This is a genomic window from Gluconobacter sp. Gdi (assembly GCF_014132155.1).
In the GTDB taxonomy this organism is placed as follows: Bacteria; Pseudomonadota; Alphaproteobacteria; order Acetobacterales; family Acetobacteraceae; genus Gluconobacter.
Map to the genome: position 1 here is coordinate 57242 of NZ_BLJQ01000009.1, position 12588 is coordinate 69829.

Genomic DNA, 12588 nt, shown 5'->3' on the forward strand with positions numbered 1-12588 from the left:
CTACCCTCCTATGCCCGCAGCCAGGCGGGGTAGCGGAGATGCCGCCGTCCGACCTCGACGAACAGCGGATCGCGTTTGGCACCCCAAACCGCGAGGCTATGCCCCACGATCCAGAATACCGCCCCGACCAGCCAGAGCCGCAGACCCAGCGAGATCGCGGCGCCCAGCGTGCCATTGGCGATCGCCAGGGTACGAGGAGCGCCGCCCAGCAGGATGGGATCGGTCAGCGAGCGATGCACCGGGACATGAAAGCCCGGCACCGCGTCATCGTCATATCCGGCGCCCATCAGATCAGCGCTCCACCGCTGAAGCTGAAGAACGACAGGAAGAACGAGCTGGCCGCAAAAGCGATGGACAGGCCGAAGACGATCTGGATCAGGCGGCGGAAGCCGCCGGATGTTTCCCCAAACGCCAGCGTCAGGCCGGTCACGGTGATGATGATCACCGACACGATACGCGCTACCGGTCCCTGCACGGATTCCAGAATCTGGTTGAGCGGTTCCTCCCACGGCATGTCCGATCCGGACGCCAAGGCCGAGGAGCACCATGCGATGGACAGCAGCACGGCGGAAAAGACAGGCGCGTGCCGACGCACGCGGAACAGCGTGATGTTCATTGGAAATCTCCATCGGTATCGATTGAATGAATGCGATAGGCGCCTGTGGCGGGGTCGAGCCCGTCCACGGTGGCGAGTTCGGACAACCGGCGCTGTGTGCCTCGCCCCGACAGGACAGCGATCACGTCGATCGTCTCGGCGATCAGCGCGCGGGGCACGGTGACGACGATTTCCTGGATCAACTGCTCCATGCGATGCAGCGCACCGATGGCGGTGCCGGCATGCAGCGTGCCAATCCCACCGGGATGGCCCGTGCCCCACGCCTTGAGCAGATCCAGTGCTTCGGGACCGCGCACCTCGCCGATGGGAATACGGTCAGGTCGCAGACGCAGGGCCGAGCGCACCAGTTCGGATAGGGTCACGATGCCGTCCCTTGTGCGGAGCGACACGAGATTGGGGGCCGCGCATTGCAGTTCGCGCGTGTCCTCGATCAGCACGACACGGTCGGAAGTTTTTGCAACCTCGGCCAGAAGGGCATTGACCAGCGTGGTTTTGCCGGTGGATGTACCACCCGCGACCAGGATGTTTTTCCTGTTCGAGACTGCCTCACGCAGGAAACTGGCCTGGGCATCAGTCATGATCCCGGCCGCGACATAATCATCGAGAGTGAACACGGCGACGGCGGGTTTGCGGATCGCGAAACTCGGGGCTGTCACCACGGGTGGCAACAGTCCCTCGAACCGTTCCCCGGTCGGCAGCTCGGCCGAGACGCGTGGGGCCGCGTCATGCACCTCCGCCCCGACATGATGCGCGACCAGACGCACGATGCGCTCGGCATCGGCGGGCGTGATGGTTTCACCCGTGTCAGACAGCCCTTCGGACAGCCGGTCGATCCACAGCCGCCCGTCGGGATTGAGCATGACCTCGACGACGGCCGGATCGGCAAGGTGCGCTGCGATCGCCGGTCCCATCGCCGTGCGCAGCATTGAGATGCCGCGTGCCTGACTGTCCGAATTATGATGCGAAACCACCATCTGCCCCCCGCTCGAACGGGACCGGAACAGATGGTCCCCGCATGGGGATAATTAAAAAAGGCCGATTTCAGCTCGTTTCAACAGCTATTGCGAACCGTGCGGCAATAGCGAAGAAACGGCGGCAATCGGCAGAATTAAAAATTCATTAAAGCAAATTTTTAGAAGGCCTAGATATTATCACAAAACTCATCATAGTATTTTATGGACAGCCCGAGAAAGTTAGTGTTTTTTTCGATAAGCTAGTCAATTCTGCCAATGATTTCGTTCTGTCACTACAATATCCAGTGCAAGGCTTAACAAACAACCAAGAAGAAGCCTCTTGGGCAGATTCAGCGATAAGCGATGCATGAAGAATATAGGTGGCATCAGATATTCTCACGTCAAAATGCATTGCGCGATTATAAGATGCTTCATTGGGATGCAGAACAACATAAACCTGAATGTTTGTTGATCCAGACATTGCACACTTTTTGTAAGGAAATGTCAAAGCAGGATCATCACAATCCAAATTATTAGTAGATGATAATTTTTCTAAATATGTATAAATTTCCTGAGATTGGCCTTCAAAGGCATTTTTAATGATTTCGACGAGTTCCTCCCTGATTCTCAATTCCTCATGAACATCATGTCTATCATATAAAGTTGGCATTTTATTACCTTTCTGATGGTCGAATACGAATACATATTCTTCTACAATATATCCTAGAAAAATATTGAATATTTTCCATCCTATCCACTATTTCCATCACGGCGAGTATCTATATCACGCGACAACTCCCTGAGAAACCGATCTCCCGTCGCCAGTTTCCGCCCTAGCGATTGCAGGAACCCCTCGAACCGCTCGACACCTTTCGCCCTGGCAGATGCTTGGGCACTGTCAGGCAATGGCGGGGTGACGGTCAGCCAGAAGCGGATGAACAGTGCCAGCGTCTCGCCCATAATGGCGAGGTCTTCGTCCATCCCGCCGATCTGGCGATCGATCCTGTCCATACGGCGGGCGAACACCGCCTCCAGTCGCTCCGATGCGTCAGCCGAGAGAAAGGAAGCGACAGCGACCTCAATCACCGCCGACTTCGAGACGTTGCGCCGCAGCGGCAGCGCTTCCGCCTGTTTCAGAAGCTCGGGCTCGAAATACACATTCATGCGGGTCTTGCTCGACATGGGCATCCTCACAGGTCGAGGCCATCAGCCGGGTCCATCGTCGCTTGCCGCGCAACGAAACGAGCTTGCTGGCGTATGGCCCGCGCTTTGGCGGCATCGTCATCCGGCTCGTCGTCGAGCACATCGAACTCCTGCACGCCCGAACGTTCGGGGGGCACGACGTCCTCATGTTCCGGTAATTCCGGTTCGCGGCGGATGCCGGCATTGGCGGAATCACCATCAGCGCCCGTGCTGCCATCCGGTGCTGGCCCTCCTGATGGAGCCCCTGTCTCCAGCGCCGACCAGTCATCGGTCGGAGGTGCCGACGGGCGTTTCATCCCTGTCGCGGGCGGTGGCAGAACACGCTCCATGAACCGCGCGTCTTCGTAATAGCGGGCCTTTTTCGCGCGAACGGGTGCCACACCCGCGATCAGTAAGAGTTCATCGGTCGGCGGAAGCTGCATCACCTCACCGGGGGTAAGCAGCGGGCGTGCCGTTTCCTGTCGCGATACCATGAGATGCCCGAGCCAGGGCGATAGCCGGTGACCGGCATAATTGGTGGAATCACGCATTTCGGTCGCTGTGCCGAGGGCATCCGACACACGCCGGGCGGTGCGCTCGTCGTTGGTGGCAAACGCGACGCGGACATGACAGTTGTCGAGAATACTGTTGTTCGCGCCGTAGGCTTTTTCGATCTGGTTCAGACTCTGTGCGATCAGAAAGGATTTAATCCCGTAACCCGCCATGAAGGCCAGGGCGGATTCAAAGAAATCGAGACGGCCGAGGGCGGGAAACTCATCGAGCATCAGCAGCAGCCGGTGCCGATGGGCGGAAACGTGCAGATCCTCCGTCAGCCGTCGGCCGATCTGGTTCAGGATCAAGCGAATCAGCGGCTTGGTGCGGGCGATATCGGACGGCGGCACGACAAGGTAGAGACTGGCGGGCTGGCTGCCGGACACGAGATCCGCGATGCGCCAGTCGCATCGTGCCGTCACCTTTGCCACCACCGGATCGCGATAGAGGCCCAGGAACGACATGGCGGTGGACAGCACTCCCGACCGCTCGTTGTCGCTCTTGTTCAGCAGTTCCCGCGCCGATGAGGCGATGACGGGATGCACGCCCGCCTTGCCGAGATGCGGCGTGGACATCATCGCACGCAGCGTCGCCTCCACCGGCCGCTTCGGATCGGAGAGGAAATTGGCGACACCAGCCAGCGTCTTGTCCGGCTCGGCATAGAGGACATGCAGGATCGCACCCACCAGTAGGGAGTGGGAGGTCTTCTCCCAATGGTTGCGCCGGTCCAGCGCACCTTCGGGATCGACGAGGATATCGGCGATGTTCTGGACGTCGCGCACCTCCCTGTCACCACGCCTGACCTCCAGCAGCGGGTTGTAGGGCGAGGATGCCGGATCGGTCGGGTCGAACAGCAGCACGCGCCCGTGCCGGGCACGAAATCCGGCGGTCAGCCCCCAGTTCTCGCCCTTGATGTCATGGACGATGGCCGAGCCCGGCCAGGTCAGCAGCGTTGGCACGACCAGCCCGACACCTTTGCCCGAACGAGTCGGCGCAAAGCATAGAACATGCTCGGGGCCGTTATGCCGGAGATAGTCCCGATCCCACCGGCCCAGCACCACGCCGTCGGGGTCGAGTAGCCCGGCTTCCTTCACCTCACCAACATCTGCCCAGCGTGCCGAACCATACGTGGCGACGTTGCGGGCGTCCCGTGCCCGAAGGATCGACAGGGCGATGGCAACGACGCTGCCAATAATTCCACCGGACGAGGCGATATATCCGCCCGTCACGAAGATCGACGGCGCATAGGCGTCGTAGAAATACCACCACCAGAAGAAGGCCGGCGGATCGTAGAACGGCCAGCCCGCCACCATGAACCAGGGAGTGCCGAGCTGAGGTTGAAAGCTGAGACGCCAGGCCGTCCACTCCGTGGCACTCCAGATGGCGACGAAGACGATCAGCAGAACGAGGGCGACCTGCCCCCACAGGACACGGCTTCCGGACATCGGGGCTCCAATCGGCTTGGGGATTGAAACCGATCAGAGAAGGGGCGACCCAGCGACAGGCAATATGTAATGAGTCGCGATCGTATCGCCGGATACCATGGCGTAGAAAAAGGACGGTCAGTGCCGGGTTGCGCGGGCGTCGATCACGGCCTGTTCGAGAATCTTCCGATAACCGATTTTCGTCATCCATTGCGCACGGGCAAGATGGCTTTCCCAGCAGGTGCGCGTACGTTCGGCGTCCGCCGGATCACGATGTAGCACGATCCGCGCCACCTCCGCCCAGTCGGCCCGATCCGCCTCGGCATCGAGCAGGCGGAGATAGGTGATGAAATGCACTTCGTCGTAGGTCGTGATCTCCGGCACGGTCGGGGCCAGGTCATCGACATCGGGGTCCAGTTCGGGTCTTGCTGTCATCCGACAGCCCTCCAGCAGGATTGCAGTCAATTATATCCTAAAATGGGATAATCCTAAATCAGGATTATCGGAACGGCTCCCTGCCCGTCGGAGAGCTGTTCCGCATGAAGAAATCCCTGCGCACACCCCGGCAGCTTTTGCTGCAATCGCTTCTTACAGAAGCCCGCAAGACCGGGGGTATGACGCAGGCGGAACTGGCCGCTGCACTTGGCAAACCGCAATCCTTCGTCGCCAAATATGAGAATGGCGAGCGCCGAATCGATGTCATCGAGTTCGCTGACATAACAGCCGCCCTTGGCGTTTCCTGCGCGGATCTTCTCGTCCGTCTCGCACACGGCACGAAAAAGTCTCCACCGGACGGGGAGAATACCACGGGCCGGGAGGAATAGGAACGATCATTCCTGGAACGATCGTTCCGACATAGGTCTCGATGATGGCATGGACCTCAAGGAGGTCATGGCGATCAACCTGCGTCGGATGCGTCATGACAGGGACATGACGCAAGAGGAACTGGCCGATCGTGCCGGCCTGAGCACCCGCTATGTCGGGGCGATCGAACGCGCGGACGTGTCGGCAAGCGTTACGATCCTGGGCAAGATTGCAGAGGCACTGGACGTGGAACCGGGCGCGCTATTGAAAGCTGTCCCGGCCAACCCGCGCTGACCGGCTGAGGAAAAAAGACGCCCTCACTCTTTCCATGCGGCGCTGTCTTTCACGATGACGGCGAACATATCCGCAAGTTCGGCCAGGGCAACGCGACGCACGGTTTCGGCCGCGATCGTTCCACCCAGCGGATCGGCGACGTCGCGTGCTGCAATGGCGTCCGCCACCAGGGTCACGCGCAGGCCGTATTCCTCCGCCGCCGCGCGGGCCGTGGTGGACACGCAGACACCCACCGTATCACCGGCGATGATGACCTCGTTCCGACCGGTCTCCTTGATCCGGTCCGAAAGCCCGGTGCCGATAAACGCATTCGCATGGGTCTTGAACAGAACCGTCTCCCCTTCGCGAGGCGTCACCTGGGGCAAGAAATCGCGATATGGACCATCGCTGGCAAAGGCGGGAGCACCTGGTCCCGCGTCATGGGCGATATGGATGACCGGCACGCCCTTGCGCCGCGCGAGATCGAGAAGCCGCCCGGCCTCATCCGCCGCCGCATCGACATTGGCGAGCGGTACTCGCCCGTCACGATATTCGCGCTGGATGTCGATCAGGACCAGCACCGACCGGTCGAGCGGTGACGGGCTGTCATCAAGGCCGTAGATATGACGGAAGGTTTCGAGGGTCATTGGGATTTTCCTCCTGGCAACAGGTCATTTTTACAGACCGGCGCTTCATAGTTTTATAAGCGTTCGCCGCCCGTTTCGTAATGTCCCGATATCTTGACTGGCAACGATGATGACATGGTTTGACCCCGCATGGTCAAACCATCCACACGACTCATATGTGTGGCGAGAACCAGAAGATTACGCAGCGCGGGGCTGCGGTTCTGAGGCGACCAGACCGCGCTGAACCGGGCGTGTTCCTTCTCGTCGTCGATCGGACGGAAGACGACGCCGGGAAATGGCATATGGCTCCCTGCTTCGTGGGTCAGCGTGATCCCTTCTCCTGCGGCAACCATATGCATCAACGTGTCCCGCCCGACCTCGCGCCGCTGAAGGCGCGGCGATCGTCCATGTTCGGCCACGCGCCGGACGATATGTTCGAAGACCTGCGGCCCGGCGCCACCTGACCGGACAAGGAAATTCTCCGTCGCAAGGTCAGCCCAAGCAAGGAATTCCAAGGTCGCAAGCGGATGCGGGGCAGGAAGAGCGATCACCAGCGCCTCGTTCCAGAGATGTAGGCTATGGCAATCAGGCACATTGGCGACATTGATGATAAAGGCCACGTCGAGTTTGCCCTCGCGGATCATGGCGAGAGTATGTGACGATGGTCCTTCGATGATGCTCTGCTCGATTGCCGGGTGGGCTGCGCGATAGCGCCGACGCAGATCGGCGAGAAATCCCGTCGCGATCGAACCGTTCAGCCCGATCGCAAGGCGCCCGACCGTGCCGTCGGCAATCGCGCCTGCCGTCCTGACAGCATGGTCGATCTGCTCGATACCGGCCGAAACCTCCGCAACGAAGCGGCGCCCGGCCTCAGTCAGCCGGACGCCGCGATAACGCCGCTCAAATAGGGTAAGACCCAACGTCTCTTCCAGCGCCTTGATTCGGGTGCTGACGCTCGATTGAGCAACACCGAGTGCATTTGCGGCGTGATGGAAGTTCAGATGCTCGGCAAGCACCAGCATCTGGACAAGTGAAATCAACGGTATCCTGCCGCCTGCAACTCCCCTGATCTCCGGAACGTGCCGCGTTCGACGCATGTCACAATGGTCTCCTTGGAAATCAGATCTATCTATTCAAATCCAGCAACAGGATGCGGCAAGTAATTCATCTCCAATGCCGCAACCTCGTCACTGCTCAACATGATCTCCAAGGCGGCTATAGCATCGTCGAGATGAGGTGATTTAGAGGCACCAACGATTGGAGCTGACACTTCCTGCTTAGCCAGAACCCAAGCAAGAGACACCTGTGCCATCGGTATGCTACGCGCAGCAGCGACACGTTCTACGGCGCTGATTACTGCGTTATCTGCCTCTTCCGTCGCGGCGAAAAGCGTCTGGCCGAAAGCATCGCTTTCGCTCCGCTTCGTCTGCTCGCCAACGGGGCGTGCCAACCGCCCACGCGCCAATGGACTCCACGGCAGGATTCCCACGCCCTGATCCGCGCACAGCGGAATCATTTCGCGTTCTTCTTCCCGATAGAGCAAATTAAGATAATTCTGCATGGTGACGAAGCGCGTCCATCCGTTGAGGCGCGCCGTCTCCTGCGCTTTAGCGAATTGCCATGCGAACATTGATGAAGCACCGATGTATCGGGCCTTGCCGGCCTTTACGATATCATGAAGCGCCTCCATCGTCTCTTCGATCGGCGTTCCATAATCCCAATGGTGGATCTGATAGAGATCGACATAATCGGTTCCAAGGCGCGTCAGGCTGGCATCGATCTCGGTCATGATCGCTTTGCGCGAGAGACCCTTGCGATTAGGAGCAGCATTCCCTTCCAGCATCCGTTCAGGAAAAAAGACCTTTGTGGCGATAACTACTTCGTCTCGACGGGTATATTCCTTAAGAAGCTTACCAACGATCACTTCAGAGGTGCCGGCTGAGTAGCTATTCGCAGTATCGAAAAAATTGATCCCACACTCGACTGCTCGCCTGACAATCTGTCGACTATCAGCTTCGCCAATCGTCCAATTATGAACGCCGGCATCCGGTTCTCCGAAAGTCATACACCCCAAGCAGAGACGCGAAATATCAAGGCCAGTGGAGCCGAGCTTTGAGAACAACATTTACCTTTTCCTTCTTTTATTCATCCTCATAGACAAGGCTGTAACTCTGACCTTTTCGCTCAATGCGTCCAAAACCACGTGCGCGAAGATGCATTCCAGCGATCAGCAACCGTTCAGAACTAACGAGGTCAAGCAGTCGTGCCCGTGTCTCAGCTGCGAGAATTGGATCCAGGTCGAAAGCGATCGACACATCCGGACGTGGAATCTGAATCTCTGGGAAATGAACGATGTCCCCCCAGATCAGAAGGTTTCGACCGCCGGATTCAAGGCGATAGCCAGTATGCCCCGCCGTATGTCCCGGAAGCGGCGCAGCCGTCAGGCCGGGGGACACCTCGCCTCCTTCAAAAAGACGTAACCTGTCTCGATAATTCTCGAATATTTGACGCGCCATGAGAAAATTCCCACGCGCCCGCTCGCTTGCGCGGCTCAGATTGCCGTCATCCTGCCAGAACTCGATTTCTCGCTTATGGACGACCAGCTCGGCATTCGGAAAGACGGCCTCCCCGTTTTTATCCAAAAGCCCAGCAACATGATCTGGATGAGCATGCGTCAGCAGAATCGTGTCGACCCCGGAAGGCTGCACTCCGGCCTGTGGAAGATTGGACGCCAAAAGGCCTCCCCACTGCTTGAAACCACCAGCCCCAGCGTCAATCAGGACCGTGCGACCACCCCCGCGTACCAGATAGCAGTTTATATGAATGGCGGAGGTGTCCTTCACCCCCGCTTCATCTTCCATCCGCGCGGCATCCGGGGGCTCGATATTCGAGAGGAGATCCAGGCTGGCGCTCAGATTGCCATCGCTGATCGCCGTGATCGTGAAATCTCCGACCTGCTGGAAGGGGAATTGTGTAGCCGACATTATTCTCTCCTGAGTTCTCTGCCTGGCAGTCATTCAGTTGCGGGCGTGAATGTTTTCGGTCGGATATCCAAAGCAGCGAATACGGGCGGAAAGGTCCGTATTGCGCTTTATGCTGTCACCGATTTCCTCCATGAACTTTTCCATGACAGAAGCTGTTCGAAACACTTCCAGCCGAAATTGAATTTCGGCAAAAACCGGATGTCCACGACCGTGCCGGACGGCGACGTAGATGATATGTACCTTGTCCAATGCTGCCCCCAGGAGGTCCGTGCAAAGCGCTGTGCATTCCTGAGTGAGCGTCGTAAGTGTCTCTTCCGACGGCATTTTGTCCTGCGATATAAAAAGCGTGACGTTAGGCATCGCTGGCCTGCCGAGGCTTTCCGGGGACGGCATCTTCGGAATTGACCAACTGTGCGGTCATCGGCTCATAGAGATGAATATCCTTCGGCAGAGCCTCGAACGTCTGGGACCGCTTCAGCCTGGCGAGCCATCGATATTCTGGGAATTTTTCCAACGCGACCGCTTGCAGTGCGTTGAAGGCGAAGCCCAAGCGGATCAAGGATTCCGGGCCTTTCTCGCTCATCGCCAGAATCTCGTCAGGCCCGACGGAGGGAGTGCGATCAAGACCAGCGTAAAGATTGCGATGCCAGTCGGTAATGTGGGGCTGCCACCGCGCGAAATTGCCACCGCCCTTCTGACGATACTCTTCACTTGTCAGGACATCGAGACCGTCAACCGAGTGCATGGCAAGATAGACAGGGCAACCTTCGCGCAACGCCTTGAAACGCTGGGACGTATGAAAGCCGCTGACCGAAACCAAAGCCGGCAACTTGTCCAAGCTGTAGAAGTCGTTCCATTCCGCTTCGCTGCGCGGATCGGCAAAACTGCATTCCACCGTGTAGATCATCTGACATCCCTTGACCGGAACCGTTAACATGGCCTGACCACATCTCTGGTTGATTGTTTGTCATGGTAATCGGATAATCTCAGCACATATATCGATATTGGATCATCCTTCAGTGACCTAATGTCACGGCGGGATTGACCAAAGAAATGAATCAATGAGCCGGGAACCGCTCATGCGCCGCAAGATACCAAGTAACTCCGCGCTCATGGCCTTCGAATCTGCCGCTCGTCATGGCAGTTTTGCCCGCGCAGCGGATGAACTAGCCCTGACCGAAGGAGCGATCAGCCGTCAGATCGCCCGGCTCGAGGCCTTCCTCGACGTCATACTATTCGAGCGCATCGGAAATCGTGTTCGGCTTTTACCGAACGGAGAGCGTTATGCCGCTCAAGTTCGCGAGACACTCGACCGCTTGGAACGAGACAGTCAGGTGCTGATGGGGCAACCCAGCGATGGCGCGAGCCTCGATATCGCCGCCATCCCGACTTTCGCAACGCGGTGGCTCATTCCCCGATTGGGACGGTTTCGAGAACTACATCCAAACGTCACAGTACATCTCGCAGAGCGGATGGAACCCTTTGTCCTTGCCGGCAGCGGTTTCGACGCCGCGATCCATTTCGACCATCCGGCCTGGACGGGAATGCGGACACACCACCTGCTGAATGAAGTGCTGGTGCCCGTTTGCCATCCCACGCTTTTGGACAGGGATGGGGCGACGACACTGGATGATTTGCCGCGCCTGCATCGACGGCAAAACCCGGACGCCTGGCAACGATATGCACGGGAAACCGGGATCACACTGACGAACCCCGCGATCGGTGCCCGTTACGATTTACATATAATGCTGATCGAGGCTGCATTGGCCGGCCTTGGCGTTGCACTCGTGCCGCGCCTCTATGTCGAAAGAGAACTGGCGGACGGTCGTCTGATCGCGCCTTGGCCTGAGGGAAATTTGGTTTCCAAGACATTCTGTCTGATCCTGCCAGAACCGATCAGATTAAGTGGCGGCTCAACTCAGATTTTTGCAAATTGGCTTATTAAAGAGGCACAATCGTCAAATCCAAGCTTTAACAACCCCTGCTGAATCCGTTACAATTCAAGCCCTCTATTTCGCCCCAACTGCCACGATACCGATGCACCCTGCATTATGCCTGTCACCTCTTGGCCAAGTCGGCGCTCTATCACAGGCCGCCACGGGACCAGCGTGAACTCATGGGACTTCTCGACAATGGCGAACTTCCCGCTCGATAGCTGAGCGGTGCCGGTAAACGTACCGCTGACCGTCTCGCCATCAGCAGCGCCCCGAAACTGCATGTGCTTCGTTGCGGCCAGGTCTGCCCCAATACGAGCGACCTCCCGCTCCTGAAGCGTCGCAAGCAGGTTGCGTCGGTAACTCACACGCCCATCCGGTCGGCGGACCGCATCCCCCTGCTCGATCAATCTATCCCACCGTCGCTCCATCGCCTCGCGCACCTGTTCCCCGAAACCGGCAGGCACCAGATCGGACACAACACCTCCGACCAGCCGCCGGTCGAGCCAGGTCGCCCCATCTGCGCCGATCTGTCTATCCAGGTCAAAGGTCGAAAGGACACGGATATTGGCCCTATCGCCCCGTCCTGCATCGTGGGCAGCAGCACGGGTGGTGAAATCATCAGGGATACGCCACTGGTCGGCGTCGATCCGCTCGACGATACCGGCCCGACGCAAGGCCTCCAACCGTCGAACATGGGAGGCGACGAAACCGTCATAGTCGCCGCCCGGCACGCGCCCCTCGAACCGGGCCTGTTCGAGATGACGGCTCAGCCGGTAGACACCCTCCTCGGCGATGCCAACAATCGCGCGATCGGAGGGACGCCCGGTGCCATCAGGCGGCCCAATCTCGACGATGCTGCCAATCCGTGCTTCCGCGACACGGGCGGCGTCCATGCCGGCAACATGATGCGTCCGCCCGTCAATGCCATCGACCACCAGCGTCAGTTCTTCGCCCAGTTCGTCCGACAGATGCTTGTCGATGACGCGACCGACGATCGGCGTCGCAGGTGCTGCATCATGGATCGCGAAGCTCATCGGGTCGCGCTCGGCGCCCTCCGCCCGGAGTGCCTTCTGCATCGTGCGGATGATGTCGCCGCGCTCGCCCATCTCGCGCAGCGTCGGCTCCAACCCCTCGCTCATGTGTGAACGGCCTCTATGGCGCAAGGAAAATCTTGTCTTGAAACATACGGAACTGGTGCTCTCATGTGTCCGGCCTTTTTGTGCAGCCACTAGGGCCG

General features: G+C 58.7%; 17 protein-coding genes. 3 read left to right on the top strand and 14 right to left on the bottom strand.

Going from position 1 to position 12588, the window contains the following annotated elements; all coding sequences use genetic code 11:
- Positions 1–8: 8 nt before the first annotated feature.
- The 7 genes from JN414_RS13275 to JN414_RS13305 all read right to left on the bottom strand — a co-directional run bounded on the left by JN414_RS13275 (position 9) and on the right by JN414_RS13305 (position 5162).
- A complete protein-coding gene (locus JN414_RS13275; protein WP_202208364.1) occupies positions 9–287 on the bottom strand; it encodes a VirB3 family type IV secretion system protein in 279 nt (92 codons plus the stop codon).
- Complete coding sequence (locus JN414_RS13280) at positions 287–616, bottom strand: TrbC/VirB2 family protein (protein ID WP_202208365.1); 330 nt, start codon at positions 614–616, stop codon at positions 287–289. The genes JN414_RS13275 and JN414_RS13280 overlap by 1 nt, the downstream gene beginning before the upstream one ends.
- The gene (gene trbB, locus JN414_RS13285) at positions 613–1542 is read right to left on the bottom strand and encodes a P-type conjugative transfer ATPase TrbB (RefSeq protein WP_202208366.1); all 930 of its coding nucleotides are present in this window, start codon (positions 1540–1542) and stop codon (positions 613–615) included. The genes JN414_RS13280 and trbB overlap by 4 nt, the downstream gene beginning before the upstream one ends.
- 247 nt (positions 1543–1789) lie before the next feature.
- Positions 1790–2239, bottom strand: a complete 450-nt coding sequence (locus tag JN414_RS13290) for a hypothetical protein (RefSeq protein WP_202208367.1) — start codon at positions 2237–2239, stop codon at positions 1790–1792.
- An 80-nt stretch (positions 2240–2319) separates the two neighbouring features.
- A complete protein-coding gene (locus JN414_RS13295) occupies positions 2320–2751 on the bottom strand; it encodes a CopG family transcriptional regulator (protein ID WP_202208369.1) in 432 nt (143 codons plus the stop codon).
- 8 nt (positions 2752–2759) lie between these two features.
- The gene (locus JN414_RS13300) at positions 2760–4748 is read right to left on the bottom strand and encodes a conjugal transfer protein TraG (RefSeq protein ID WP_202208370.1); all 1989 of its coding nucleotides are present in this window, start codon (positions 4746–4748) and stop codon (positions 2760–2762) included.
- 117 nt (positions 4749–4865) lie between these two features.
- Complete coding sequence (locus JN414_RS13305; RefSeq protein ID WP_061471202.1) at positions 4866–5162, bottom strand: DUF2285 domain-containing protein; 297 nt, start codon at positions 5160–5162, stop codon at positions 4866–4868.
- Positions 5163–5266: 104 nt separating this feature from the next.
- On the opposite strand from JN414_RS13305, the gene JN414_RS13310 reads away from it, so the two are divergent.
- Positions 5267–5551 (top strand): helix-turn-helix domain-containing protein, encoded by a 285-nt coding sequence (locus JN414_RS13310; RefSeq protein ID WP_202208371.1) that lies wholly within the window; start codon positions 5267–5269, stop codon positions 5549–5551.
- Between the two features lie 67 nt (positions 5552–5618).
- Positions 5619–5825 (top strand): helix-turn-helix domain-containing protein, encoded by a 207-nt coding sequence (locus JN414_RS13315; protein ID WP_237390069.1) that lies wholly within the window; start codon positions 5619–5621, stop codon positions 5823–5825.
- A 23-nt stretch (positions 5826–5848) separates the two neighbouring features.
- On the opposite strand, the gene JN414_RS13320 is transcribed toward JN414_RS13315, so the two are convergent.
- Genes JN414_RS13320 through JN414_RS13345 form a run of 6 tightly spaced genes read right to left on the bottom strand, consistent with a single transcriptional unit; the run spans position 5849 to position 10321 of the window.
- Positions 5849–6451: an isochorismatase family protein gene (locus tag JN414_RS13320; RefSeq protein ID WP_202208373.1), complete on the bottom strand. Its 603-nt coding sequence runs from the start codon at positions 6449–6451 to the stop codon at positions 5849–5851.
- 53 nt (positions 6452–6504) lie between these two features.
- Positions 6505–7527 (bottom strand): LysR family transcriptional regulator, encoded by a 1023-nt coding sequence (locus JN414_RS13325; RefSeq protein ID WP_202208374.1) that lies wholly within the window; start codon positions 7525–7527, stop codon positions 6505–6507.
- 32 nt (positions 7528–7559) lie between these two features.
- On the bottom strand, positions 7560–8555 hold the full coding sequence (locus JN414_RS13330; RefSeq protein ID WP_202208375.1) for an aldo/keto reductase: 996 nt from the start codon (positions 8553–8555) through the stop codon (positions 7560–7562).
- Between the two features lie 16 nt (positions 8556–8571).
- Positions 8572–9414 (bottom strand): MBL fold metallo-hydrolase, encoded by an 843-nt coding sequence (locus tag JN414_RS13335; protein WP_202208376.1) that lies wholly within the window; start codon positions 9412–9414, stop codon positions 8572–8574.
- Positions 9415–9447: 33 nt separating this feature from the next.
- On the bottom strand, positions 9448–9738 hold the full coding sequence (locus JN414_RS13340; protein ID WP_231948159.1) for a hypothetical protein: 291 nt from the start codon (positions 9736–9738) through the stop codon (positions 9448–9450).
- Positions 9739–9766: 28 nt separating this feature from the next.
- On the bottom strand, positions 9767–10321 hold the full coding sequence (locus JN414_RS13345; RefSeq protein ID WP_202208377.1) for a sugar ABC transporter: 555 nt from the start codon (positions 10319–10321) through the stop codon (positions 9767–9769).
- A 154-nt stretch (positions 10322–10475) separates the two neighbouring features.
- On the opposite strand from JN414_RS13345, the gene JN414_RS13350 reads away from it, so the two are divergent.
- Entirely contained in the window at positions 10476–11402 is a 927-nt protein-coding gene (locus JN414_RS13350) for a LysR substrate-binding domain-containing protein (protein ID WP_237390070.1), read from the top strand.
- A gap of 5 nt (positions 11403–11407) precedes the next feature.
- Here the strand turns inward: JN414_RS13350 and JN414_RS13355 are convergent, their stop codons facing one another.
- A complete protein-coding gene (locus JN414_RS13355) occupies positions 11408–12580 on the bottom strand; it encodes a DUF3363 domain-containing protein (RefSeq protein WP_375781685.1) in 1173 nt (390 codons plus the stop codon).
- Between the last annotated feature and the right edge of the window lie 8 nt (positions 12581–12588).

Bases quoted from the DNA above. Each gene is read 5' to 3' on its own strand.
- JN414_RS13345 (WP_202208377.1), bottom strand. From the start codon at position 10,321: ATGATCTACACGGTGGAATGCAGTTTTGCCGATCCGCGCAGCGAAGCG.
- JN414_RS13280 (WP_202208365.1), bottom strand. From the start codon at position 616: ATGAACATCACGCTGTTCCGCGTGCGTCGGCACGCGCCTGTCTTTTCC.
- JN414_RS13330 (WP_202208375.1), bottom strand. From the start codon at position 8,555: ATGTTGTTCTCAAAGCTCGGCTCCACTGGCCTTGATATTTCGCGTCTC.
- trbB (WP_202208366.1), bottom strand. From the start codon at position 1,542: ATGCTGCGCACGGCGATGGGACCGGCGATCGCAGCGCACCTTGCCGAT.
- JN414_RS13325 (WP_202208374.1), bottom strand. From the start codon at position 7,527: ATGCGTCGAACGCGGCACGTTCCGGAGATCAGGGGAGTTGCAGGCGGC.
- JN414_RS13350 (WP_237390070.1), top strand. From the start codon at position 10,476: ATGAGCCGGGAACCGCTCATGCGCCGCAAGATACCAAGTAACTCCGCG.
- JN414_RS13295 (WP_202208369.1), bottom strand. From the start codon at position 2,751: ATGTCGAGCAAGACCCGCATGAATGTGTATTTCGAGCCCGAGCTTCTG.
- JN414_RS13320 (WP_202208373.1), bottom strand. From the start codon at position 6,451: ATGACCCTCGAAACCTTCCGTCATATCTACGGCCTTGATGACAGCCCG.
- JN414_RS13305 (WP_061471202.1), bottom strand. From the start codon at position 5,162: ATGACAGCAAGACCCGAACTGGACCCCGATGTCGATGACCTGGCCCCG.
- JN414_RS13315 (WP_237390069.1), top strand. From the start codon at position 5,619: ATGGCGATCAACCTGCGTCGGATGCGTCATGACAGGGACATGACGCAA.
- JN414_RS13335 (WP_202208376.1), bottom strand. From the start codon at position 9,414: ATGTCGGCTACACAATTCCCCTTCCAGCAGGTCGGAGATTTCACGATC.
- JN414_RS13275 (WP_202208364.1), bottom strand. From the start codon at position 287: ATGGGCGCCGGATATGACGATGACGCGGTGCCGGGCTTTCATGTCCCG.
- JN414_RS13300 (WP_202208370.1), bottom strand. From the start codon at position 4,748: ATGTCCGGAAGCCGTGTCCTGTGGGGGCAGGTCGCCCTCGTTCTGCTG.
- JN414_RS13290 (WP_202208367.1), bottom strand. From the start codon at position 2,239: ATGCCAACTTTATATGATAGACATGATGTTCATGAGGAATTGAGAATC.
- JN414_RS13310 (WP_202208371.1), top strand. From the start codon at position 5,267: ATGAAGAAATCCCTGCGCACACCCCGGCAGCTTTTGCTGCAATCGCTT.
- JN414_RS13340 (WP_231948159.1), bottom strand. From the start codon at position 9,738: ATGCCGTCGGAAGAGACACTTACGACGCTCACTCAGGAATGCACAGCG.